Source organism: Streptomyces verrucosisporus, from assembly GCF_017114865.1.
Classification (GTDB): domain Bacteria; phylum Actinomycetota; class Actinomycetes; order Streptomycetales; family Streptomycetaceae; genus Streptomyces; species Streptomyces fenghuangensis.
The window spans coordinates 112,584-134,104 of record NZ_JADEYH010000003.1; the positions used below are offsets into that span (position 1 = coordinate 112,584).

Sequence of the window (21,521 nt, forward strand, 5' to 3'; positions counted from 1 at the left end):
CTCGCCCGGATCCGTACGGCCCACGGGGTAGGTGCGGCGCGGACGGAACCGAGCGGTGACAGGTGTCCCGTTCGACGGCCCGCTGCCAGCACGTTACCCAGTACCTCCGCACATGCGCGAAGGGTCCCTGACCTGCAATTTTGCTTGGGTTTCCAAGTAAATCGCAAAAGCCTGGAACGTCACTGGTCACAGCCTCGCAAGCGCCTGGGACAAGCGCACGTTATCCCGGTACCGAAGTGACGGGAAGAGCTGTGGATGAGTGACGCGGAGTTGGTGCCCGATCGGTATGTGAGACGGACACGGAGGGTGAAGGGGCACACGGTCCCGCAGGAGCCGTATACCACCCATATGGGCCCGTGTAACGCCTACGGGCGGAAGTACGGCCGGATCCGGCGGGCGGGACTACAGGCAGAAGGCGTCGCGCACCGCCTCGTAGCGGCCGGTCCACCACACCACCAGCGCGGAGGCCGCCGGGAACTGCGGATCGGTGCGGCGGTCGCGCAGCTGGTAGCGCCAGCGCAGCATCCAGAAGTCGTTGAGCCGCTCCCACCACACCCGGTGGACGGCCGCGGCCATCTCGTCCGCCCCGGCCCCGGTGGCGGCGCGGTAGGCGCGGGCGTAGGCCCGGATCTTGGCCAGGTCCAGGGTGCCGCCGGGCCGCAGGAAGAAGATGACGGCGGCCCGCACCGCCTCCTCCGCGCGCGGCTGCACGGCGAGCCGGTCCCAGTCCACGATCGCGACGGGCTCCCAGGGGGCCCGGTCCCGGTAGAGCAGGTTGAGGGGGTGGAAGTCGCCGTGCACCCACCCGGCGACCGGCTCGGCCCCGGCGGGCGGGCGGCGGTGGGCGTGGCGCTCCAGCAGGGCTCGGCGCTCGCGCAGCCGGTGGTCGGCCAGCTCGTCGAAGCAGTCGCGCCGGGCCCGGGTGCGCACCCGGGCCAGCAGCTCGTCGATGAGGCCGAAGGTGACCTCCGGATCGGCGCTGGGCTCGGCCGCGCACTCGGCGCCGGGCACGGGTGCGACCTGGCCCAGCCGTACGTGCACCAGGCCCAGCAGCGCGCCCAGGCGGCGCGACTGCCCGCGCGAGAGCTCGCCGCCGTCGCGGTGGCGGCCGTCCACCCACGGGTGGAGGGCGTAGCAGCGGTCCTCCACCACCGCGACGGTCCGCCCCGAGACGTCCTCGACCGCCGGTACTACCGGCACCCCCAGGGCGCCGAGGCGGACGGTGACGCGGTGCTGGTACTCGATGCGGGCCGGGTCGCGCGGATCGCCGTCGAGGTGGTGCTTGAGGAAGAACCGGCCCCGCGTTGTGGACAGCCGGTAGCCGCGGTTCAGCAGCCCCTGCGTCACCGGCTCGCAGGAGATCGGCTCCCCGGCGCCGAAGCGCCGCACCAGCGTGGCGAGGGTGAAACGGGAGAGGTGGGGAGACTGCACGCCGGGGATCGTAGATCACCGAGAGCCACCGTCCGGACGCGTTGTGCGCCGGGAGCGCGGAGGTGGTATGGGCGGTCGGAGCCGCCCGGGTGTGCCGGGGATGCCCGGGCATTGGGGGCGCCGGGCTCTGCCCGAGCCCGGCGGCCTGCCGGCCGGAGGCTGCGGAGGCCGTCCGTCGTGGGCCGGGTCAGCCGCCGGAGCCGCCGCCGGGAGTGCCCGGCGCTCCCCCGGCCGTGGCCGCCCCGTCGCCGGCTGTGGTGCCGCCGTCGGTGGTGTCGGCGCCGCCGGTGGTGGTGCCGCCGTCGCCGCCGGCGCCGCCCTCGGTCGTGCCGCCGTCGCCCGTGCCCCCGGTCTCCGTGCCGCCGCCGTCGGTGGTGCCCTCGGTCGTGCCGCCGGTGTCCGTGCCGCCGTCGGTGGTGCCGCCGTCGGTGGTGCCCTCGGTCGTGCCGCCGTCGGGCTCGCTGGGCTCGCCGCTGGTCGAGGGCTTCGGGCTGCTCTCCCCGCCGCCCGTCCCGCCGGTGCTCCCACCGCCGTTCTGCCAGCCGCCCGTGCCGCCGGGCTGGGTGTCGTCGCCCTGGCCGGGCTCCTCGGTCTCCTCCTCGTCGGGCGAGGGCTCCGACGAGCTCTCCTCCGGGGAGGGCGTGGAGGTGGTCTTCTCCGGCGCCTTCTGCTCCTGGCCGCCCTCGTTGCCGTTGACGGCCAGGAAGATGCCCGCGGCGATGGCGAGGACGGAGAAGAAGGCGATCAGCCCGTACTTCAGGCCGCTGCCGCCCCGGCCCCCGTCGCCGTAGCCGCCGCCCGTGTCGTATCCGCCGCCGCCGTACGAGCCGCCGCCGGGGGCGCCCATCAGCAGCGGCGGGCCGACCCGGGTCGCGGCGTCGTCGGGGTAGCCGCCCGCGGGGGTGGCGGAGGGGGTGTCGCCGCCCTGGTGGACGCCCGGGGTGCCCATGGCGGGCGTGGCGCCGGTGGAGACCACCGCGCCGGTGTTCCACAGGCCGCCGGTGTGGCCACCCTGCTCCTGGAGCATGCGCAGCGCGTACTGCACCAGGCCGCGCATCTCCTCGGCGGTCTGGAAGCGGTCGTCCGGGTCCTTGGCCAGCGCCCGCATCACCAGGCCGTCCAGCTCCGGCGGCACCGAGTCGTTCACCCGCGAGGGCTGCACCGGCTCGTCCTGGACGTGCTGGTAGACCACTGACAGCGGGGTCTCGCCGGTGAACGGCGGGCGCAGGGCGAGCAGCTCGTAGAGCATGCAGCCCGTGGCGTACAGGTCGGAGCGGGCGTCCACCGTCTTGCCGAGCGCCTGCTCGGGGGAGAGGTACTGCGGGGTGCCCATGACCATGCCCGTCTGGGTCATGGTGGTGGACGCGCCGTGCAGGGCGCGGGCGATGCCGAAGTCCATCACCTTCACGGCGCCGTTGCCGGTGATGATGACGTTGGCGGGCTTGATGTCGCGGTGCACGATGCCGTGCTGGTGGCTGTAGGCGAGCGCCTCCAGCACCCCGGAGATGATGATCAGCGCCTGCTCGGGCGGCGGCGCGTCGGCGTTGAGCAGGAGGTCGCGGATGGTGCGGCCCTCGACCAGCTCCATGACGATGTACGGCACGGTGTTGCCGCCGACCACGTCCTCACCGGAGTCGTAGACGGCCACCACGGCATGGTGGTTGAGGCCGGCGACGGACTGCGCCTCGCGCGTGAAGCGGGCCTTGGAGATCGGGTCCTCGGCGAGGTCCGCGCGCAGCAGCTTGACGGCGACGGTGCGGCCCAGGCGTACGTCCTCGGCGGCGAACACCTCTGCCATGCCGCCGCGGCCGAGCCGGCCCGTGAGACGGTAACGCCCGTCGCCCACCACACCGCCGCCACCCCACGACTCGGGCGAATCGGACACCCCACCAGCAGTCTCGTCGGGCTCCGAAGGCCCTCCGGCGGCTTGTGTCTGTGCCATCAGTCCTCGCCGTAGATCAGGTCCGCGAGCGCGGATCCGTACGCTCTGCTCCCTGAGCACGCTAACAGGGTCCGAGGGCCGTGCCCCTCGGCGAAGGCGAAGAGAGCGGCGCGGAACTGCGGTACCGGGAGCGCTGGGGGCAGCAACGGACCATCCAACCCGCTCGGGTGTCCGGCTGGCAAGTTACGATGTCGGGCGCCCTCGCGAGCACGTGTGACGTGTATGCGCGCATCGGGTCACGGAACGGGCAAGCGCCTTGACGTGTCCGGCCGCTGGGGCAGACTTGGCCTGGAATCACGGGTGGACCGGTACCCCGCCCGGCGTTCTCGAAGGCCGGGCGGGGGCATCACGGATACCGGCAGAGCAACCGCACACGCGCAGGCCCGTAAGACGGCAGTCCTGCGGCGCCGAGGGGGAAGCAGTCAGATGAGCGACGACGGCGCGCAGGCCGCGTACCGGGGGCGTACGGTCGGCGGCGGGCGCTACCAGCTGCGCGATCTGCTGGGCCAGGGCGGCATGGCGTCGGTTCACCTCGCCTACGACACGGTGCTCGACCGGCAGGTGGCGGTCAAGACCCTCCACACCGAGCTGGGCCGCGAGCAGTCCTTCCGGGAGCGCTTCCGCCGTGAGGCGCAGGCGGTCGCCAAACTGACGCACACCAACATCGTCTCGGTCTTCGACTCCGGCGAGGACGAGGCCGACGGCGCGACGGTGCCCTACATCGTCATGGAGTACGTCGAGGGCAAGCCGCTGCGCACCGTCCTCGACGAGGACGTGGCCCGGCTCGGGGCGATGCCGAGCGACAAGGCGCTGACGATCGTCTCCGAGGTGCTCGCCGCGCTGGAGGCCAGCCACGAGGTGGGCCTGGTGCACCGGGACATCAAGCCGGGCAACGTCATGCTCAACAGACGCGGCACGGTCAAGGTGATGGACTTCGGCATCGCCCGCGCCATGCAGTCCGGCGTCACCTCGATGACGCAGACGGGCATGGTCGTCGGCACCCCGCAGTACCTCTCCCCCGAGCAGGCGCTGGGGCGCGGCGTGGACGCCCGCTCCGACCTGTACTCGGTGGGCATCATGCTCTTCGAGCTGCTCACCGGGCGCCTCCCCTTCGACGCGGACTCACCGCTGGCCATCGCGTACGCGCACGTCCAGGAGGAGCCGCCCGTACCGTCGTCGGTCAACCGGTCGCTGCCCGCGGCCGTGGACGCGCTGATCGCGCGGACGCTGCGGAAGAACCCCAACGAGCGGTTCCCGACGGCCGAGGCGATGCGCCAGGAGTGCGAGCGCGTCCGCAACTCGGTGGTCGCCTCGAACACCACCCCGCTGATCGCCGGCGGCGCCCCCGGCCCCAACAGCGGGGCGGCCGTCTCCCAGTCGGTCTTCCCGCCGGTGGACGCCCAGACCACCCCGCCGCCGCCGAACGTGCAGCAGCCGTACCAGCCGCACTACGCGCCGGCGGCCGGTTTCGGGGCCGCGGGGCCGGTCCAGCAGGGCTACTCCACGCCGGTACCGGGCCCGTACGGTCCCCAGGGCGGTGCGCCGACCCCGCCGCCGTACACCGTCCCGCCCCAGCCCTCGGGCGGCAGGAACACCGGGGTGATCGTCGGATCGGCGGTCGCGGCGATCATCGTCGTCGCCGCCGTGATCATCGCCGTGACGCTCAACGGCGGCAGCGGGGAGGATCCGCGGGCGGGCGAGTCCCCGGGGCCCGTCCGGACGGCCGAGCAGCCCGCGGGCACCGGCGGGGGCGACTCCGGCGGCACGGGCGGCCAGGAGACCGAGGGCGAAGGCACCGGCACGGACACGGACGACGGCGGTGACGACGGCGACGACGGCGACGACGGCTTCAAGGACGAGGACACCTCGAAGACCATCGATCCGGCCAAGTGCACGGAGGCCTCGGAGAGCCTCTTCGACAAGGGCAAGACGAGCATGCCCGACCTGACGTTCAAGCACCTGGACTCGGTCAAGGACTGCGTCCGCGAGGCGGGCTGGGTCCTGGAGGACGTCGAGTACGAGGACGAGAACCTGTACGGGAAGAACACCGTCCTCAAGCAGTCCCCGGAGGCCTACGACGGCTTCGACCCGAAGAAGGACAAGATCACGCTGACCGTCTCCACCGGCCACCCGGAGGGCTGACGGCGGCGGACGCGGACGAGGGGCGGCACGCGGATCGCGTGCCGCCCCTCGCGCGTGCGGAGCCCGGGCCGCCCGGGGCGGGCGCCCGGGGCGGCGCTCTCAGGGGTGGCCGCTCAGAGGTAGGGGCCGCCGGAGCGGATCTGGCCGCCGCGCCCGTCGCCCTCCTCCTCGGGCATCACACCCGCCGGAAGCGCGCGGCGCATCTGCTCCAGCTGGGCGCGGGCCGCCATCTGCTGGGCGAACAGCGCCGTCTGGATGCCGTGGAACAGCCCCTCCAGCCAGCCCACCAGCTGGGCCTGGGCGATCCGCAGCTCGGCATCGGTGGGCACCGCGTCGTCGGTGAACGGCAGCGAGATCCGCTCCAGCTCCTCGATCAGCTCGGGCGCCAGACCGTCCTCCAGCTCCTTGACCGAGCTGGCGTGGATCTCCTTGAGCCGGGCGCGGCTGGCCTCGTCCAGGGGGGCCGACTTGACCTCCTCCAGGAGCTGCTTGATCATGCTGCCGATCCGCATGACCTTCGCGGGCTGCTCGACCATCTCCGTCACGGGGATCTCGCGCGGCTCGTCGTCGGAGCCGCCGTCCCCGCTCCTGGGAGCGGCGGCGCTGCCGAGGGCCATTCCGTCCGGCCCGACGACCAGGACGTGCTGGCTCTCCTGCGAGCGTTCGTTCATCGGCTGAGTCATACCCCCATTCTGCAATGCCCGCCCGTGCGGCCGAAGGGCGATCCCCCCGGGGGGCGACGCGGCCCTTCTCAGCGCCGCAGCCGCAGGGCGAGCGAGGCCAGGCCCAGGCCCAGGAAGGTCAGCCCCGCGCCGAGCGGCAGCACCGGGAGGAGCTGACCGCCGGTGGCGGGAGTCGCACGGTGCCGGGCCGGCTCGTCGGCGCTTCGGCCGTCGTCGTACACGTAGTCGTCGTAGTGGCCGCCGCCGCTCTGCCGGTCGACGATCTGCTCGGCCCGGCCCTGGGGGGTCTGCCGCGGCGTGCCCGGCGGTCCGGCGGATTCGGTGGGGCCGCGCTCCTCGTCGCCGTCCCCGCCGGGGGCCGTACCGGACGGTTCGCCGGAGGGCTCACCGGAGGAGGGCTCCGGCGTGGGTGTGGACGTGGACGACGGGTCAGGGCCGGGGGAGGAGCCGTCCGGCGGCCACGGCGGCAGGGTGAGCCTCGGGGGGCGTTCCGTCTCCTCCGGGTCGTCCGTCTCCTCCGGGTCGTCCGGCTCCCCGCTCTCCTCCGGGTCGTCCGGGGAGGCGGTGGGGGAGGACGAGGGCTTGCCCGGACCCTCAGCCCGGGGCTCCACCGCGTCCCGCGCGCCGCCGGGCACGGCCGAAACGGCCGCGGACTGCTGGGAGGCCAGGGCGACGGGTGCCGGAACCAGCACCATCGCGCAGGCCAGCAGGGTGATCGCGGCTTCCCTCACCGCTACGCCCCCTCCCGTACCAGGCATCGAATGGTGTAACAAGCGTCACACGAACGCGCGGACCCGGCATCCCGGCCCGGCCCGCCGGACCGGCGCCTCAGACGGTGAGGACGACCTTGCCCACGTGATCGCTCTCCTCGAGTACCCGGTGAGCCCGGGAGGCATTACTCATCGGCACCGTGCGGTCCACGACCGGGCGGACCCGCCCGGCGGCGATCAGCGGCCAGACGTGCTCGCGCACCGCGGTGACGATCTCCGCCTTCTCCTCCAGCGGACGGCCGCGCAGCGATGTGGCCGAGACCGTACCGCACTTGGCGAGCAGCGCACCCAGGTTCAGCTCCCCCTTGACCCCGCCCTGGAGCCCGATGACGACGATCCGTCCGCCGCGGGCGAGCGCCCTGACGTTCCGCTCCAGGTACTTGGCGCCGATGATGTCGAGGACCACGTCCGCGCCGCGTCCGCCGGTGGCCGCCCGGACCTCCTCGGCGAAGTCCTGCTCGCGGTAGTCGATCAGGACGTCCGCGCCCAGCTCCGCGCAGCGCTCCAGTTTCCCACGGCTGCCCGCGGTGACCGCCACCCGCGCGCCGACGGCCTTGGCGAGCTGGATCGCCATGGTGCCGATGCCGCTGGCCCCGCCGTGGACCAGCAGGGTCTCGCCGGGGCGCAGCCTCGCCTGCATGAAGACGTTCGACCAGACCGTGCACACGACCTCGGGGAGGGCGGCGGCGGCGACCGGGTCGAGCGGGCCGTCGGGAGTCTCGGGCAGCGGCAGGAGCTGGCCGTGCGGCACGGCGACCTTCTGCGCGTACCCGCCGCCGGCGAGCAGCGCGCACACCTGGTCGCCGGTCCTCCAGCCGCCCACGCCCGGCCCCAGCCCGGCGATCCGGCCCGCGCACTCCAGCCCGGGGTAGGGCGACGCGCCCGGAGGCGGGTCGTAGAAGCCCTGCCGCTGGAGGATGTCGGCCCGGTTGACGGCGCCGGCCGCCACCTCGACCAGGACCTCCCCGTCGCCGGGCACGGGGTCGTCCACCTCCGTCCAGGCGAGGACGTCGGGGCCGCCGGGTTCGGTGATGGTGATCGCGTGCATGGGGTGACGCTACCTCCGCGGGGTCTCCGAGGGCATGACGGTGGTGGAGGGGGTGGCACGGCGGATGACGACGAGGCGGTCGGTCAGCTCCAGGACGGCCGCGTCCGGGTCGTCGTAGCCCAGCACCCGGTGGCCGCGGACCACGGAGACCACGAGGTCCCTGCACTCGCGAGGGGAGCGGCCGGCCTCGGCCTTGGTGACCGGGCGCTCGGTGAGGTTCAGCCCCGTGCCCTGGTGGATCAGGTCCTCCATCACCGCGCCCGCGCTCGGGCTGAGCATGGACATCCCGAGCAGCCGTCCGGCGGCGCTGGCACTGGTGATCACGGAGTCCGCGCCGGACTGCCGCAGCAGCGGCGCGTTCTCCTCCTCGCGCACCGCCGCGACGATGCGCAGACCGCGGTTGAGCTGGCGGGCGGTGAGCGTCACCAGAACCGCGGTGTCGTCGCGCTGGGTGGAGATGACCACCTGGGCGGCCCGCTGCACCTCCGCCTTCAGCAGGACGTCGCTGCGGGTCGCGTCGCCGACGACGCCGGTGTAGCCGTCGGCGTTCGCCGCCTCGACGACCTTGCGGCTCGGATCGATTATCACGATCCGCTCCCGGGGGACCCCGGTCGAGATGAGCGTCTCGGCCGCGGAACGCCCCTTCGTGCCGAAGCCGATGATGACGGTGTGGTCGCGCAAGGAGGACCTCCAGCGGGCCAGGCGGAACTGCTGGCGGGTCCGTTCGGCCAGCACCTCCAGGGTGGTGCCGATCAGGATGATCAGGAACAGGACGCGCAGCGGGGTGATGACCAGGACGTTGACCAGCCGGGCGCTGTCGCTGACCGGGGCGATGTCGCCGTAGCCGGTCGTGGAGAGGGTGACGGTGGTGTAGTAGAAGCAGTCCAGCAGCGAGACCTCGCCGTCGGCGTTGTCCGTGTAGCCGTCACGCTCGAGGTACACCAGGAACACCGTCACGAGCAGCACGATCAGCGCGGCCACCAGCCGCCGCAGCACCTGCCGCAGCGGCCCGGCCGCGGGCTCGGGCAGCTGCACGAAGTGCTGCAGTTCCTCGGGCGAGGTGTGGTTCATGCCGTCACGCCCACGGGAGTCTCAGGAGGTGTACGCCGGCCCCGGTGGGGACGCCGCCGGGCGGCACGACCGCCAGGGCGGTGGCCGCCGCGATGCCGCGGAGCATCGCGGGGCCGCTGAACCGCAGCGGCCGCACGCCACCGCCATCCTGCACGACCGGGACCAGCCGTGTGTCACGGGGGTGGCCCTGGACCTCGCCTAGGAGGGCGGCGCGGGGCAGGGGGTCGTCCGCCGCGGACCGCTCCCCGTGCCGCGCCTCGGCCGGACCGGCGCCGGTGGCGGCCCGCAGCAGCGGTTCGGCGAGGGTGAGCAGCCCGGACACGGCCGCCAGCGGGTTGCCGGGCAGCCCGACCAGATGCGCGCCCGAGGGCAGCCGTGCCAGCAGCATCGGGTGGCCGGGACGTACGCGCACCCCGTCGACCAGCAGCTCCGCCTCCAGGCGGCGCAGGGACGGATGGACGTGGTCGACGGGACCGGAGGCCGTGCCGCCGGTGGTGACGACGAGGTCGGCGGCGGTCTCCTCCAGTGCGGCGTGCAGCGCCCCGGCGTCGTCGCCCAGGCGGCGGGTGGTGGTGACCTCGGCGCCCAGAGCCGTCAGCCAGGGACCGACCATCGGGCCGAGCGCGTCGCGGACCCGGCCGCCGGAGGGGATGCCGGAGGCCAGCAACTCATCGCCCAGCACCAGGACTTCGGCGCGGGGGCGGCGCACCACCGGCAGCTCGTCCCAGCCCGCGGCGGCGGCCAGGCCCAGCACGGCCGGGGTGACCGGCGTACCGCCGGGCAGCAGGTGGTCGCCCGCACGGCACTCCTGGCCGCGGGGACGGATGTCCGCACCGTGCTGGGGCGCGCCGCTCGCACGCAGCCGCCGGTCGCGGACCTCGCCGTACTCGGAGCGCAGCACGGCGGTGGTGCCGGGCGGGATGCGGGCGCCCGTGGCGATGCGGACGGCGTGGCCGTCCGGGAGCGGGGCCGGGCGGTCGTCGCCGGCCAGGATGCCGTGGGGCGTGGTGTGGGGGGTGCCCTGGGATGTGCCCTGGGGGGTGCCGTCCTCGGGGTCGAGCGGCTCCCACGGGCCGGGGCCGGAGACGGCCCAGCCGTCCATGGCCGAGGCGTCGAACGCCGGCAGATCGGTGAGCGCGGTCAGGGGGGCGGCGAGACGGTGGCCGAGGGCCTCGTCCAGGGGGACGGCGGCGGGCTCGGGCCACCGGCCGGCCCCGGCGCGGGCGGCGGCGGCACGGGCGGCGGGCCAGTCGCGGTGCCGTACCGCGTCCTGCGCGTCGTGGGGGGCGCGGGGGTCGTGAGGGCCGCTGCCCCGGGAGGCCGGTCCGGGTTCCCGTCCCACCGGCCGACCGTCACCGCGGATGCCGCCGTGCGTGCCGCCGGGGACGGTGCCGCGTGTGTCGCCACGGCCGTTGGCCAGGGCCAGGGCGTCGGCCAGCTCGTCGCCGCTCATCCGGCGTCCGTTCCCTCTCCGCCGCGCGGCTGCCCGCTGCCGCCGGTCTTCCCCGTGCCCTCCGCCCCGGCGGCCCCGGCGGACTCGGCGGCTTCCCCGGCCCAGCGCCGGGCCAGTTCGGCGGCCTTGCGCGCGGCCTCGGCCACGTCCTCGGGGCTTCCGCCCGCACGCGCCGCCGCGTATCCGACGAGGAAGGTCGTCAGCGGGGCGGCGGGCCGGGCCACGCCGTGCGCGGCGTCCCGCGCGAGGTCGAGGAGGGCGGCGGTGTCGACGTCGAGGTCGACACCGAGTTCGGTCTTGGCCGCGGTCATCCATTCGTTCAGCACACGTCCATGCTCCCTGATGCGGGAGCGGGCCGAGGCGAGTTCCTCCCAGGTGTCGCAGTCACGGGCCTCCTCGGGGCCGGCGGGGGCGATGCGGCGCAGTACGAGCTCGTCCGTGAGCAGCCGCAGGGGAAGGTTCGCCGGCCGCCCGTGCTCGGCGGCGAGCAGGGCCAGTTCGCGGCGGAGGGACTCGGCGCGGTAGGCGCCCAGGAGGGGCTGGGCACGCCCGCCGTCCACCACGACCGCCCCGTCGGGGGCGGCCGTGCCGCCGGTGCCGGGAGCCGTGCCGTGCGTGCCGTGCACGGCACGCACGGCGTCCAGCAGCGCCCGCACTGTGGCGGGCGTCAGGAACGGCAGATCGGCGGAGAGCACCAGCACCGTCCCGCTCCCGGTGCGGCGCAGTCCGGCGTCGAGGGCCGCCAGCGGTCCGCCGCCGGGCGGAGTCTCGCGCGTCCAGTCCACCGGCCGGGCCGTCGGCCTGCGCGGGCCGACGACCACCGTCCGCGCCGCGTCCGCGCAGGCGTCCAGCACCCGGTCGAGCAGCGTCCGGCCCCCGACGGTGAGGGCGGGCTTGTCCGTCCCGCCGAGCCGGCGGGCGGCGCCGCCGGCGATGACGACGGCGTCGTACACATCAGTCATGTCCCGAGTGTGACCCCCGCCTCCCCGGTCCGGGCGAAGGGGGCCCGGGCCGGGGAGGCGGACGTCAGACGGACGTCAGGACGTCAGGACGTCAAAGGGTGCGCAGCAGTACCGCCGGGTGCTCGACGCAGTCCGCCACGTACCGCAGGAAACCGCCCGCCGTACCGCCGTCGCACACCCGGTGGTCGAAGGTGAAGGACAGCTGCACGACCTGGCGCACCGCCAGCTCGCCCTCGTGCACCCACGGCCTGGGAGTGATGCGGCCGACCCCGAGCATCGCCGCCTCGGGGTGGTTGATGATCGGAGTCGAGCCGTCCACCCCGAACACGCCGTAGTTGTTGAGGGTGAAGGTGCCGCCGGTCAGCTCGGCGGGCGTCAGTCTCCCCGCGCGGGCGGACTCGGTGAGCCGGGCGATCTCCTCGGACAGTCCGGCCGCGCCGCGGGTGTGGGCGTCGCGTATGACGGGGACCACGAGTCCGCGGTCGGTCTGCGCGGCGAAGCCCAGGTGGACCTCGGGCAGCCGGACGATCTCGCGCGCGGCCGTGTCCACCGTCGCGTTCAGCTCGGGGAACCGGGCGAGGGCGGCCGTGCAGATGCGGGCGAGGAGCGCGAGCAGGGAGATCTTCGGCCCCGCGGCGTTCATCGCCCGACGGGCGGCGAGCAGTTCGGTGGCGTCGGCGTCCACCCAGCAGGTGGCGTCCGGGATCTCGCGCCGGGAGGTGGAGAGCTTGTCGGCGACCGTACCGCGCAGCCCGCGCAGCGGGATCCGCTCGCCGTGCGCGGCGGGCGCGGGTGCGGACACGGCGGTGGCGGCGGCCGGGGCGGGCTCCACCCGGGCCGCCGCCACCGCGCGTTCGACGTCGGCGCGCAGGATCAGCCCCCGCGGGCCGGAGCCGGCGACCTGCCGCAGATCGACCCCGTGCTCCCGCGCGAGTCGCCGTACCAGCGGCGAGATCACCGGGACGGGTCCGTCGGCAGGGCGGATGTCCACGGGCGCCGCGGGCCGGCCGGCCGCCACGGGTGCGGCGGGCTCCGGAGCCGGAGCGGCGGGGGCGGCGGGCTCCGGAGCCGGAGCGGCGGGGGGCGGGACGGGCACGCCGTTCGCCGGGCGGACCCGCCTGCGGCGGGCGGCGGGCGCGCCCGTGCCGTACCCCACCAGCACGTTCCCGGACTTCTCCGAGGTGTCTGCCGGAGCGTCGGCCCGCGCCTCGGCGGGGGCGGCGGCGGCCGGCCCGCCCGCCGGGACGGCGGACGCTCCGACGGCCACCGTCACCAGCGGCGCGCCGACGGGGATCTCGGCGCCCTCCTCCCCGAACCGGGCGGTGACCACACCGCCGTACGGGCACGGCACCTCGACCATCGCCTTGGCCGTCTCGACCTCCACCACCGGCTGGTCGACGGCGACGACGTCGCCCACGGACACCAGCCAGCGGACGATCTCGGCCTCCGTCAGCCCCTCGCCCAGATCGGGCAGGGCGAACTCGCGGACCTCGGCCATCAGCGGCCACCCCTTCCGGTGGCTCCGAAGGCCTCGGGCCGCTCGGTCCACTCCGACTCCCACTGGAGCCGGGCGACGGCGTCCAGGACCCGGTCCACTCCGGGCAGGTGGTGGCGCTCCAGCATCGGCGGCGGGTAGGGGATGTCGAATCCGGCCACCCGCAGCACCGGCGCCTCCAGGTGGTGGAAGCAGCGCTCGGTGATCCGGGCGGCGATCTCGCCGCCCGGGCCGCCGAAACCGGAGGACTCGTGGACGACCACGGCCCGCCCGGTGCGCCGCACCGACTCGCAGACCGTCTCGTCGTCGAAGGGGACCAGGGAGCGCAGGTCGACGACCTCCAGGTCCCAGCCCTCCTCGCGGGCGGCCTCGGCCGCCTCCAGGCAGACGGGCACCGACGGGCCGTAGGTGACCAGCGTCGCGGACGTGCCGGCCCGGCGGACGGCGGCACGTCCGATGGGCGCGACCTCCTCCGGCTCCTCGGGCGACCAGTCGGCCTTCGACCAGTACAGCCGCTTGGGCTCCAGGAAGACCACCGGGTCGTCGGAGGCGATGGCGGCCCGCAGCATCCCGTAGGCGTCGGCCACCGTCGCCGGGGTCACCACGTGCAGGCCGGGGGTGGCCATGTAGTAGGCCTCGGAGGAGTCGCTGTGGTGCTCCACACCGCCGATCCCGCCGCCGTAGGGCACCCGGATGGTGATGGGCAGCGGCAGCGCGCCGCGCGTGCGGTTGCGCATCTTGGCGACGTGGCTGAGAAGCTGCTCGAAGGCCGGGTAGGCGAAGGCGTCGAACTGCATCTCCACCACCGGCCGCAGCCCGTACATGGCCATGCCGACGGCCGCGCCCAGGATGCCGGCCTCGGCCAGCGGGGTGTCGGTGCAGCGGTCCTCGCCGAACTCGGCGGTCAGGCCGTCGGTGATGCGGAAGACGCCGCCGAGCGTGCCGACGTCCTCGCCGAGCACGTGCACGGACGGGTCCTCGGCCATGGCGTCGCGCATCGCGCGGTTGAGGGCCTGGGCCATGGTGGCGGGCTTGCGGGCGGCCCCGGATCCGGCCTGCTTCTTCCCGTCCGCCCTGTCCGCGCTCCTGCCCGTGGTCGCGGTCGTCATCGCTCGCCTCCCGCAATGTTCCCGGCGTGCCCGCCGTCCCCGCCGTTCCCGCCGTTCCCGTCCTGGTCGTCGTTCTCCGCGTCCAGCTCCGCGCGCAGCTGTGCGGCCTGCTCCCCCAGCTGCGTGGTCTTCTCCGCGTAGACGTGGCCGAAGAGGTCCATCGGATCGAGCACCGGGTCCTCGTTCATCGCATCGCGCAGCAGCGAGGCCATCTCCTCGGCCTCCTCGTGCGCCCCGTCGCGTGTCGCGTCGTCGAACAGGCCGCGCTCGGCCAGTTCGCGCTCCAGCAGCGCCACGGGGTCGTGCTCGAGCCATTCCCCGACCTCGTCGTCGCCGCGGTAGCGGGTGGCGTCGTCGGCGTTGGTGTGGGCGTCGATCCGGTAGGTCACGGCCTCCACGAGGGTGGGCCCCTCGCCGCGCCGGGCGCGCTCGACGGCCTCGGCCAGCACCCGGTGGACGGCGGCGGCGTCGTTGCCGTCCACCAGCCGGCCGGGGATGCCGTAGCCGACGGCCTTGTGGGCCAGCGAGGGCGCGGCGGTCTGCTTGGCCAGGGGGACGGAGATCGCGAAGCCGTTGTTCTGCACGAGGAAGACCGTCGGGGTCCGCCAGACGGCGGCGAAGTTCAGCGCCTCGTGGAAGTCTCCCTCACTGGTGCCGCCGTCGCCGACCATGGCCAGCGCCACCACGTCGTCACCCTTGAGCCGGGCGGCGTGGGCGAGCCCGACGGCGTGCGGCAGGTGGGTGGCCAGCGGTGTGGACAGCGGGGCGACGCGGTGCCGGTGCGGGTCGTAGCCGGTGTGCCAGTCGCCGCGCAGCAGACCCAGCGCCTCGGCCGGGTCCATGCCGCGGGCGACGGCGGCGAGGGTGTCGCGGTAGCTGGGGAAGAGCCAGTCGCGCTCCCGGAGCACCAGGGCCGCGGCCACCTCGCACGCCTCCTGCCCGGTGGAGGAGGGGTAGACGGCGAGCCTGCCCTGCCTGGTGAGCGCGGTGGCCTGCCGGTTGTAGCGGCGGCCCCTCACCAGGTGCGCGTAGAGCGTCCTGAGCAGGCCGGGGTCGAGGTCGGCGCCGGTGCCCAGCAGCCGGTACGGCTCGGAGTCCGGCAGCAGCGGCACCGGGTCCGTGCGCGGCTGCCAGGCGGGCGCCGGCGCGGGGCGGTATGCGCCTGGCTGCTCCAGGACTGTCATGCGGCACCTCCTGGTAGGGGGGCATCTGCGGGCAGGGGGGCCGCCGGATCGGGCGACCTCCCCTACCGATTGTTCGGTCGCCGGCGCATTTTGGCTACGGGTGGCATCGCCCTGTGGACAAACGGTTCCGCACCGCGTGGGATGTCGGCAGGACGTCCATGGAGGGGAGGCGGCAGGCCATGCCGGAAGAACAGATGGCCCCCGAGGCGCCGGAGGAGGGGAACCGGCCGCCCGCCAGACCGCTCGATCCCGTCGACCGGTCCATCCTGCGGATGCTGCAACTGGACGGGCGCGCGTCGATACGGTCGGTCGCCGAACGGGTGCACGTGTCCCGGGCGAACGCGTACGCCCGGATCAACCGCCTCGTGGAGGACGGGGTGATACGCGGCTTCGCGGCCCGGGTGGACCACGAGCGGGCCGGCCAGGGCGCGTCGGCGTACATCACGCTGAAGATCGTGCAGAACTCCTGGCGCGCGGTGCGCGAGAAGCTCCAGGCGCTGCCGGGCGCCGCGCACATAGCACTGGTCAGCGGCGACTTCGATGTGCTGCTGCTGGTGCACACCGCCGACAACCGGGCGCTGCGGGAGCTGGTGCTCACCCGGATACAGGCGATGCCGGAGGTGCTGAGCACCCGCACCCTGCTGGTCTTCGAGGAGACCGATCTCGAGCCCGAGCCGTGAGCGGCGGGCCGCACCCGGTCCCCGCCCCCGGCTCCCGCGCCGCTGCCGCTACTGCTTGCGCAGCCCCTCGAAGGCCAGCCGCACCACGGCGTCGGCGACCCGCTCGCGGTCCGCGGCGTCCCCGGGCTGCGGGCGGTACCACTCCACGATGGAGTTGATCATCCCGAACAGCAGCCGGGTGGCCAGCCGGGCCTCCAGGTCCGAGCGGATGTCGCCCTCTGCGGCGGCGGCCTTCAGCAGCCCGGCCACCCGGTGGTCGAACTCCCGGCGGCGCTCCATCGCCCAGCGCTCGGTGCGGGTGTTGCCCCGTACCCGCAGCAGCAGGGTGACGTAGGGCAGCTCGGCCATCAGCACCTCGGTGGTGCGGCGGGTGACGTGCTCCAGCCGCTCGATCGCCCGTCCCCGGCCGGCGTCCGGCTCGTCCAGGATGGCGAAGAGGCCGTCGAGCGCGCGGGCTATCGCCCGGCGCAGCAGTTCCTCCTTGCCCCGCACGTGGTGGTAGATGGAGGACTTGGAGATCCCCGCCGCACGGGAGAGGTGCTCCATCGAAGTGCCGTCGTAGCCACGCTCGTTGAACACCTCCACGGCCACCGCGAGGAGCGACTCGGGCGTGTAGGTGTCGCGCCCCGGCGACTTGGCTGAGGGCCTGGCCGGGGGGTCGGCCGGCGACCCGGCCGACGGCTTGACTGGCGGCTTGACGGGCGGCTCGACTGGCATGGTCTCGATGTTATCCACAGGCGGCCTGCCCCTCTTGCCCCGACCGATCGTTCGGTAGCAGTATCTACCTGTCCGTCCGTCCGCGCACGGCTGCCCGCGCGCCCTCCACGGCCCGCCCCGGCACCGTCCGTACGGGCGCCGCGCCCGCCCGCTCGCAAGCTCGACGAGGAGTTGGTCCCCGATGGCCGCCGCACCCACCCAGGCCCCGCCGCTGACCCCGGAGGGGCTCGCGGACAAGCACCGCCCGACGCTCCAGCGGGCGCTGGAGGCGATCCGCACCAGGGAGTACTGGTCCCCGTATCCGGAGCACCCCAAGGCGTACGGCGAGGAGCACGGCACGCTCGGCCCCGCCGGGGGGAAGGCCGCGTTCGACGCCCTGCTGGGCCGCCGCTTCGAGCTGGACCAGCCCGGCACGGACGGGTGGGTGGGCGGCGAGGTCTCGCCGTACGGTGTCGAGCTGGGCGTGGAGTACCCGCATGCCGACATCGAGGCGCTGCTGCCCGCGATGCGCGCCGCGCTGCCCGCCTGGCGGGACGCGGGGCCTCAGGTGAGGGCGCTGGTGTGCCTGGAGATCCTGGCCCGGATCAACGCGCGCACCCACGAGTTCGCCCATGCGGTGATGCACACCAGCGGGCAGGCGTACATGATGGCGATGCAGGCCGGCGGCCCGCACGCCCAGGACCGCGGTCTGGAGGCGGTGGCGTACGCCTACGCCGAGCAGACCCGCACCCCGGCCTCGGCGCGGTGGTCCAAGCCGCAGGGCAAGCGGGACCCGCTGGAGCTGGCCAAGGGGTTCACACCGGTGCCGCGCGGGGTCTCGCTGATGATCGGCTGCAACACCTTCCCCACCTGGAACGGCTACCCGGGCCTGTTCGCCTCCCTGGCCACGGGCAATCCGGTGCTGGTCAAGCCGCATCCGCGCGCGGTCCTGCCGCTGGCGATGACGGTGCGGGTCGCCCGTGAGGTCCTCGCCGAGGCCGGCTTCGACCCGAACACGGTGGCGCTGGCCGCCGAGCGGGACGGCGAGGGCATCGCCAGGGAGCTGGCCCTGCGCCCCGAGGTCCGGATCATCGACTACACGGGTTCGACCGCCTTCGGCGACTGGCTGGAGGCCAACGCCCGCCAGGCCCAGGTCTTCACCGAGAAGGCCGGCGTGAACACGATCGTCGTCGACTCCACCGACGACTACCGGGGCATGCTGGGCAATCTGGCCTTCTCCCTGTCCCTCTACAGCGGCCAGATGTGCACCACCCCGCAGAACCTGCTGATCCCGCGAGGCGGCATCGACACCGACGCGGGCCACAAGTCCTACGAGGAGTTCACCGCCGACCTGGCGGGCGCGGTGGGCAAGCTGCTGGGCGACGACCAGCGGGCGGTGGCGCTGCTGGGCGCGATCGTCAACCCCGGGGTGCGCGAGCGGCTGGAGGGCGCCTCGGAGCTGGGCGAGACCATCCTGGCCTCGCGCGCGGTGGAGCATCCGGAGTTCCCCGGCGCCACGGTCCGCACCCCGGCGATCGTCGGGCTGGACGGGGCGAAGCCCGAGTCGGAGGAGGTCTGCATGTCGGAGTGCTTCGGTCCGGTCTCCTTCGCCGTCGCCGTGGACTCCACCGCCGAGGCGGTCGAGCTGCTGCGCCGCACCGTCCGGGAGAAGGGCGCGATGACGGTCGGCGCCTACACCACCTCGCCCGAGGTGGAGCGGCTGGTGGAGGAGGCCTGTCTGGAGGAGTGCGCCCAGCTCTCGCTGAACCTCACCGGCGGGGTGTACGTGAACCAGACCGCGGCGTTCTCCGACTTCCACGGCTCCGGCGGCAACCCGGCGGCCAACGCCGCGCTGTGCGACGGGGCTTTCGTGGCGAGTCGCTTCCGTGTGGTGGAGGTCCGTCGGCAAGCCTGACGCCCCCGCCCCCGGGGCCCGCCGTGCGGCGGGCCCCGGGCCGGACGGCCCCGGCGGGGCGCTCTCAGCCGATGTCGGCGTGCGCGCGGATCCAGGCGTGCATGGCGATGGCCGCCGCCGCGCCCGCGTTGATGGACCGGGTGGAGCCGAACTGGGCGATGGAGCAGACGCGTTCGGCGTGCTTCCAGGCCTCCTGCGTCAGCCCCGGGCCTTCCTGGCCGAAGAGCAGCACACAGCGGCGGGGCAGTTCGGTCGTCTCCAGCGGGACGGCGCCGGGGAGGTTGTCGATCCCGATGACCGGCAACCCCTCGGCCCGTGCCCAGCCGGCCAGCGCGGCCAAGTCCGGATGGTGGGTGATGTGCTGGTACCGGTCGGTGACCATCGCGCCGCGCCGGTTCCACCGGCGCTTCCCGACGATGTGGATCTCCCTGGCCAGGAAGGCGTTGGCGGTACGCACGACACTGCCGATGTTGAAGTCGTGGTTCCAGTTCTCCACCGCGACGTGGAAGTCGTGCCGCCGGGTGTCGAGGTCGGCGACGATCGCCTCCCGGGTCCAGTAGCGGTAGCGGTCCACGACGTTGCGCCGGTCGCCGCCGGCCAGCAGTTCCGGGTCGTAGTGCCCACCGGCCGGCCACGGCTCGGGGTGGGGGCCGACGCCCACCTCCGTGCCGTAGCCCTCGTCGTACTGCACGGGCTCGTCCCGCACGAGTTCGTCCCGCACCGGCCGGTTCTCCGTCTTGCCTTCGCTCACCCCACGAGGGTACGTGCGGGGCCGTCGGCCCCGGAGCCCTCGGAGGTCTCCGCTTCCTCCTCCGGCTCGCGCGGTCGGCCGCGGCGCAGCCGCCCGGCCGCCCGGGACGCCCCGGCCCCGATCCAGACCAGGAAGACCGTCGGCAGGAAGACGGCGTCGGCCGCGATCATGGCGAGCGAGAAGAAGGGCAGACCGAGGATGACGGCGATGGAGGCGTGCTCCAGCATCATCACGGCGAGCAGCACGTTCTTCACCCGGCGGTTGAAGAGGGTGAAGGGGAAGGCGACCTGGACGATCACCGTGCCGTAGGTGAGCAGCATGACCATCAGTCCGCTGCTGCCCAGCACCTCGGCGAGGGCCGGCCAGGGGGAGAAGTAGTCCAGGTGCAGCGGGTAGTAGACGGCGGTGCCGTCCTGCCAGCGGGAGCCCTGGATCTTGTACCAGCCGGCGGTCGCGTAGATCAGGCAGACCTCGGCCATGATGATCAGCAGGACGGCGTTGTGGACGATGTTGCCCAGCACGTCCATCAGCCGGCGGACGTTCTCCCGTCCGTCCGCGGGGCGGGTGACGTACCACCACAGTCCGTACACCAGCCACAGGCCCCACAGGAAGGTCGCCCAGCCCACGTAGAGCACCGGGCCGTCGTCGCCGAACCAGCTCAGCCGGCCGCCCGCGGTGGCCACCAGCAGGACGGCGCCGAGCAGCGACCACAGCGCGATGCCGACCAGGTCGTTCCCCCCGGCTCCCGCGCCGCCCCCGGCGCGGGAGCGGCGGGCGCGGCGTGCGTCGAGCGACCAGACCCGGCCGCAGCGGGTGAGCACCAGGTACATCGCCATCAGATGGATGACGTTGTCGCCGCCGTCGCCCATGAAGACGCTGCGGTTCTGCAGTGACAGCACGCCGACCATGAACAGCACCGACATGGTCCTGGTGCGCCAGCCGGCCAGCAGCGCGGCGGAGGAGAGCACGGCCAGGGCGTAGACGGCCTCGAACCAGACGGCGCTGTCGGACCACAGCAGCACCGTGAAGGCGTGGTTGCCCGCCACCAGCCGCTCGCCCAGCTCCCAGCTCCACGGGCCGTCCGGGCCGTACAGCTCGCGCCGGTGGGGCCACTCGAAGAGCAGGAAGACCAGCCATGTGAAGGAGAAGCCGATCCGGACGACCGCGCTCTGGTACGGGCCCAGCGCCCGGTCGCTGACCTTGACGATGCCGCGTGCGACCGCTTCGTCGGCCTTCGACAGCAGACGCCGCGACCACGACCGGGGCGGTGCGGCGGGCGGCGCGGCGGACGGTTCGCCGGACGGCCGCTGCCCGGCCCGCGAAGGCTGCTCCCCGGCCCGCCGGGCGCCGGGGACGGACACGCCGGGGACGGACGCGGCGGAGGCGGACGTGGTGGAGGCGGGCACGGGCGCGGGGGAGCCGTTCTCGGACTGTGTCACTTGTCCTCCGGGATGTCCGTGCGGTCGACCGGCCACCAGGGCAGCACCCGGTACGTGGTCTCGGCGCCCGCGCTCTCACCGCTCCACGGCGGCGGCGCGACCGGCGTGGTCGCCGACCGCACCTGCACGCGCCGGATCTCGCCGCCGTTCAGCTCGGGTCCGAACCGCGACATTACGATCCGCCGCAGATACTCCTCGGAGAGGTCCCCGCGCAGCCCGTTGGACCGGTTCTCCTGGTCGTGCGAGCCGGTGAAGAAGTCCCAGGCGCGGCGGAGCTCGTTCTGGTCGGTGTGGCTGGGGAAGGGGTTGCCGCGGATGTTGCCGATGTCCATCGCCGTCAGGTCCACCCAGCCGGTCCGCTCGCGTCCGCCGTCCGGCCGGACCACCTCCGCGCGTGCGTGGACGGCGATGTTCTGCTGGAGCGGGTTGGGGGCGAACAGCTTCCAGTTCTGCTCGAACTCGGGGTTGATGTAGTCCGAGACCGTCGAACCGTGCTGCTTGCTGAGGGTGTTGTCCGGCGCGACGTGCAGGAAGACCATCGTCAGATGCACGCCGGTGAGCACGGTGACGACGCCCAGCGCCACCGCGACGGCGATCCGCGCCGCGGGCGGGAGCGACATCACCCCGGGGGCGTCCTCGGGGGGCGTGCCGGAAGGCTCCTCGGGAGGCGTACCGGAGGGGGCGCCGTCCGCCGCCGGGGGCGGCGGCGCCTCCTGGCGCGTCTGTGCTTGTGGATCCATGCCCTCCCCG

General features: G+C 74.2%; 18 protein-coding genes. 3 read left to right on the plus strand and 15 right to left on the minus strand.

Going from position 1 to position 21,521, the window contains the following annotated elements; translation table 11 throughout:
* Window positions 1–402: 402 nt before the first annotated feature.
* Window positions 403–1,431, minus strand: a complete 1,029-nt coding sequence (locus IQ279_RS06215) for a phosphotransferase (protein WP_307792238.1) — start codon at window positions 1,429–1,431, stop codon at window positions 403–405.
* 187 nt (window positions 1,432–1,618) lie between these two features.
* The gene (locus tag IQ279_RS06220; RefSeq protein WP_206347312.1) at window positions 1,619–3,373 is read right to left on the minus strand and encodes a protein kinase domain-containing protein; all 1,755 of its coding nucleotides are present in this window, start codon (window positions 3,371–3,373) and stop codon (window positions 1,619–1,621) included.
* A gap of 426 nt (window positions 3,374–3,799) precedes the next feature.
* Between IQ279_RS06220 and IQ279_RS06225 the strand changes: the two genes are divergently transcribed.
* On the plus strand, window positions 3,800–5,515 hold the full coding sequence (locus IQ279_RS06225) for a Stk1 family PASTA domain-containing Ser/Thr kinase (protein WP_206347313.1): 1,716 nt from the start codon (window positions 3,800–3,802) through the stop codon (window positions 5,513–5,515).
* A 113-nt stretch (window positions 5,516–5,628) separates the two neighbouring features.
* On the opposite strand, the gene IQ279_RS06230 is transcribed toward IQ279_RS06225, so the two are convergent.
* The 9 genes from IQ279_RS06230 to pdhA all read right to left on the minus strand — a co-directional run bounded on the left by IQ279_RS06230 (window position 5,629) and on the right by pdhA (window position 15,290).
* Window positions 5,629–6,198, minus strand: a complete 570-nt coding sequence (locus IQ279_RS06230; RefSeq protein ID WP_206347314.1) for a bacterial proteasome activator family protein — start codon at window positions 6,196–6,198, stop codon at window positions 5,629–5,631.
* A 68-nt stretch (window positions 6,199–6,266) separates the two neighbouring features.
* Complete coding sequence (locus IQ279_RS06235; RefSeq protein ID WP_206347315.1) at window positions 6,267–6,929, minus strand: hypothetical protein; 663 nt, start codon at window positions 6,927–6,929, stop codon at window positions 6,267–6,269.
* Between the two features lie 97 nt (window positions 6,930–7,026).
* Window positions 7,027–8,016, minus strand: a complete 990-nt coding sequence (locus tag IQ279_RS06240) for an NAD(P)H-quinone oxidoreductase (RefSeq protein ID WP_206347316.1) — start codon at window positions 8,014–8,016, stop codon at window positions 7,027–7,029.
* Between the two features lie 9 nt (window positions 8,017–8,025).
* A complete protein-coding gene (locus IQ279_RS06245; protein WP_206347317.1) occupies window positions 8,026–9,087 on the minus strand; it encodes a potassium channel family protein in 1,062 nt (353 codons plus the stop codon).
* Window positions 9,088–9,091: 4 nt separating this feature from the next.
* Entirely contained in the window at window positions 9,092–10,540 is a 1,449-nt protein-coding gene (locus IQ279_RS06250; RefSeq protein WP_206347318.1) for a molybdopterin molybdotransferase MoeA, read from the minus strand.
* Window positions 10,537–11,502, minus strand: a complete 966-nt coding sequence (locus IQ279_RS06255; RefSeq protein WP_206347319.1) for an NTP transferase domain-containing protein — start codon at window positions 11,500–11,502, stop codon at window positions 10,537–10,539. Before IQ279_RS06255 ends, IQ279_RS06250 begins: the two co-directional genes overlap by 4 nt.
* A 91-nt stretch (window positions 11,503–11,593) precedes the next feature.
* The gene (locus tag IQ279_RS06260; RefSeq protein ID WP_206347320.1) at window positions 11,594–13,000 is read right to left on the minus strand and encodes a dihydrolipoamide acetyltransferase family protein; all 1,407 of its coding nucleotides are present in this window, start codon (window positions 12,998–13,000) and stop codon (window positions 11,594–11,596) included.
* On the minus strand, window positions 13,000–14,106 hold the full coding sequence (locus tag IQ279_RS06265) for an alpha-ketoacid dehydrogenase subunit beta (RefSeq protein ID WP_372445079.1): 1,107 nt from the start codon (window positions 14,104–14,106) through the stop codon (window positions 13,000–13,002). The genes IQ279_RS06260 and IQ279_RS06265 overlap by 1 nt, the downstream gene beginning before the upstream one ends.
* On the minus strand, window positions 14,103–15,290 hold the full coding sequence (gene pdhA / locus IQ279_RS06270) for a pyruvate dehydrogenase (acetyl-transferring) E1 component subunit alpha (protein ID WP_206347321.1): 1,188 nt from the start codon (window positions 15,288–15,290) through the stop codon (window positions 14,103–14,105). Before pdhA ends, IQ279_RS06265 begins: the two co-directional genes overlap by 4 nt.
* Window positions 15,291–15,469: 179 nt before the next feature.
* Between pdhA and IQ279_RS06275 the strand changes: the two genes are divergently transcribed.
* Window positions 15,470–15,970, plus strand: coding sequence for an Lrp/AsnC family transcriptional regulator (locus tag IQ279_RS06275; protein WP_206347322.1), 501 nt, complete (start codon window positions 15,470–15,472; stop codon window positions 15,968–15,970).
* Window positions 15,971–16,018: 48 nt separating this feature from the next.
* On the opposite strand, the gene IQ279_RS06280 is transcribed toward IQ279_RS06275, so the two are convergent.
* A complete protein-coding gene (locus IQ279_RS06280; protein WP_206347323.1) occupies window positions 16,019–16,687 on the minus strand; it encodes a TetR/AcrR family transcriptional regulator in 669 nt (222 codons plus the stop codon).
* Window positions 16,688–16,868: 181 nt separating this feature from the next.
* On the opposite strand from IQ279_RS06280, the gene paaN reads away from it, so the two are divergent.
* Window positions 16,869–18,581: a phenylacetic acid degradation protein PaaN gene (gene paaN, locus IQ279_RS06285; RefSeq protein ID WP_206347324.1), complete on the plus strand. Its 1,713-nt coding sequence runs from the start codon at window positions 16,869–16,871 to the stop codon at window positions 18,579–18,581.
* A gap of 64 nt (window positions 18,582–18,645) precedes the next feature.
* Here the strand turns inward: paaN and IQ279_RS06290 are convergent, their stop codons facing one another.
* The 3 genes from IQ279_RS06290 to IQ279_RS06300 form a co-directional block, all read right to left on the minus strand.
* Window positions 18,646–19,332, minus strand: coding sequence for a TrmH family RNA methyltransferase (locus tag IQ279_RS06290; RefSeq protein ID WP_307792239.1), 687 nt, complete (start codon window positions 19,330–19,332; stop codon window positions 18,646–18,648).
* The gene (locus IQ279_RS06295; protein WP_206347488.1) at window positions 19,329–20,573 is read right to left on the minus strand and encodes an HTTM domain-containing protein; all 1,245 of its coding nucleotides are present in this window, start codon (window positions 20,571–20,573) and stop codon (window positions 19,329–19,331) included. The genes IQ279_RS06290 and IQ279_RS06295 overlap by 4 nt, the downstream gene beginning before the upstream one ends.
* Before the next feature lie 194 nt (window positions 20,574–20,767).
* A complete protein-coding gene (locus tag IQ279_RS06300; RefSeq protein ID WP_372445080.1) occupies window positions 20,768–21,511 on the minus strand; it encodes a DUF5819 family protein in 744 nt (247 codons plus the stop codon).
* Window positions 21,512–21,521 lie beyond the last annotated feature (10 nt).

What these genes read in the sequence shown, in the direction of transcription:
- IQ279_RS06220 (WP_206347312.1), bottom strand. Translation starts at nt 3,373, where the DNA reads ATGGCACAGACACAAGCCGCCGGAGGGCCTTCGGAGCCCGACGAGACT.
- IQ279_RS06225 (WP_206347313.1), top strand. Translation starts at nt 3,800, where the DNA reads ATGAGCGACGACGGCGCGCAGGCCGCGTACCGGGGGCGTACGGTCGGC.
- IQ279_RS06230 (WP_206347314.1), bottom strand. Translation starts at nt 6,198, where the DNA reads ATGACTCAGCCGATGAACGAACGCTCGCAGGAGAGCCAGCACGTCCTG.
- IQ279_RS06240 (WP_206347316.1), bottom strand. Translation starts at nt 8,016, where the DNA reads ATGCACGCGATCACCATCACCGAACCCGGCGGCCCCGACGTCCTCGCC.
- IQ279_RS06245 (WP_206347317.1), bottom strand. Translation starts at nt 9,087, where the DNA reads ATGAACCACACCTCGCCCGAGGAACTGCAGCACTTCGTGCAGCTGCCC.
- IQ279_RS06250 (WP_206347318.1), bottom strand. Translation starts at nt 10,540, where the DNA reads ATGAGCGGCGACGAGCTGGCCGACGCCCTGGCCCTGGCCAACGGCCGT.
- IQ279_RS06255 (WP_206347319.1), bottom strand. Translation starts at nt 11,502, where the DNA reads ATGACTGATGTGTACGACGCCGTCGTCATCGCCGGCGGCGCCGCCCGC.
- IQ279_RS06260 (WP_206347320.1), bottom strand. Translation starts at nt 13,000, where the DNA reads ATGGCCGAGGTCCGCGAGTTCGCCCTGCCCGATCTGGGCGAGGGGCTG.
- IQ279_RS06265 (WP_372445079.1), bottom strand. Translation starts at nt 14,106, where the DNA reads ATGACGACCGCGACCACGGGCAGGAGCGCGGACAGGGCGGACGGGAAG.
- pdhA (WP_206347321.1), bottom strand. Translation starts at nt 15,290, where the DNA reads ATGACAGTCCTGGAGCAGCCAGGCGCATACCGCCCCGCGCCGGCGCCC.
- IQ279_RS06275 (WP_206347322.1), top strand. Translation starts at nt 15,470, where the DNA reads ATGCCGGAAGAACAGATGGCCCCCGAGGCGCCGGAGGAGGGGAACCGG.
- IQ279_RS06280 (WP_206347323.1), bottom strand. Translation starts at nt 16,687, where the DNA reads ATGCCAGTCGAGCCGCCCGTCAAGCCGCCAGTCAAGCCGTCGGCCGGG.
- paaN (WP_206347324.1), top strand. Translation starts at nt 16,869, where the DNA reads ATGGCCGCCGCACCCACCCAGGCCCCGCCGCTGACCCCGGAGGGGCTC.
- IQ279_RS06300 (WP_372445080.1), bottom strand. Translation starts at nt 21,511, where the DNA reads ATGGATCCACAAGCACAGACGCGCCAGGAGGCGCCGCCGCCCCCGGCG.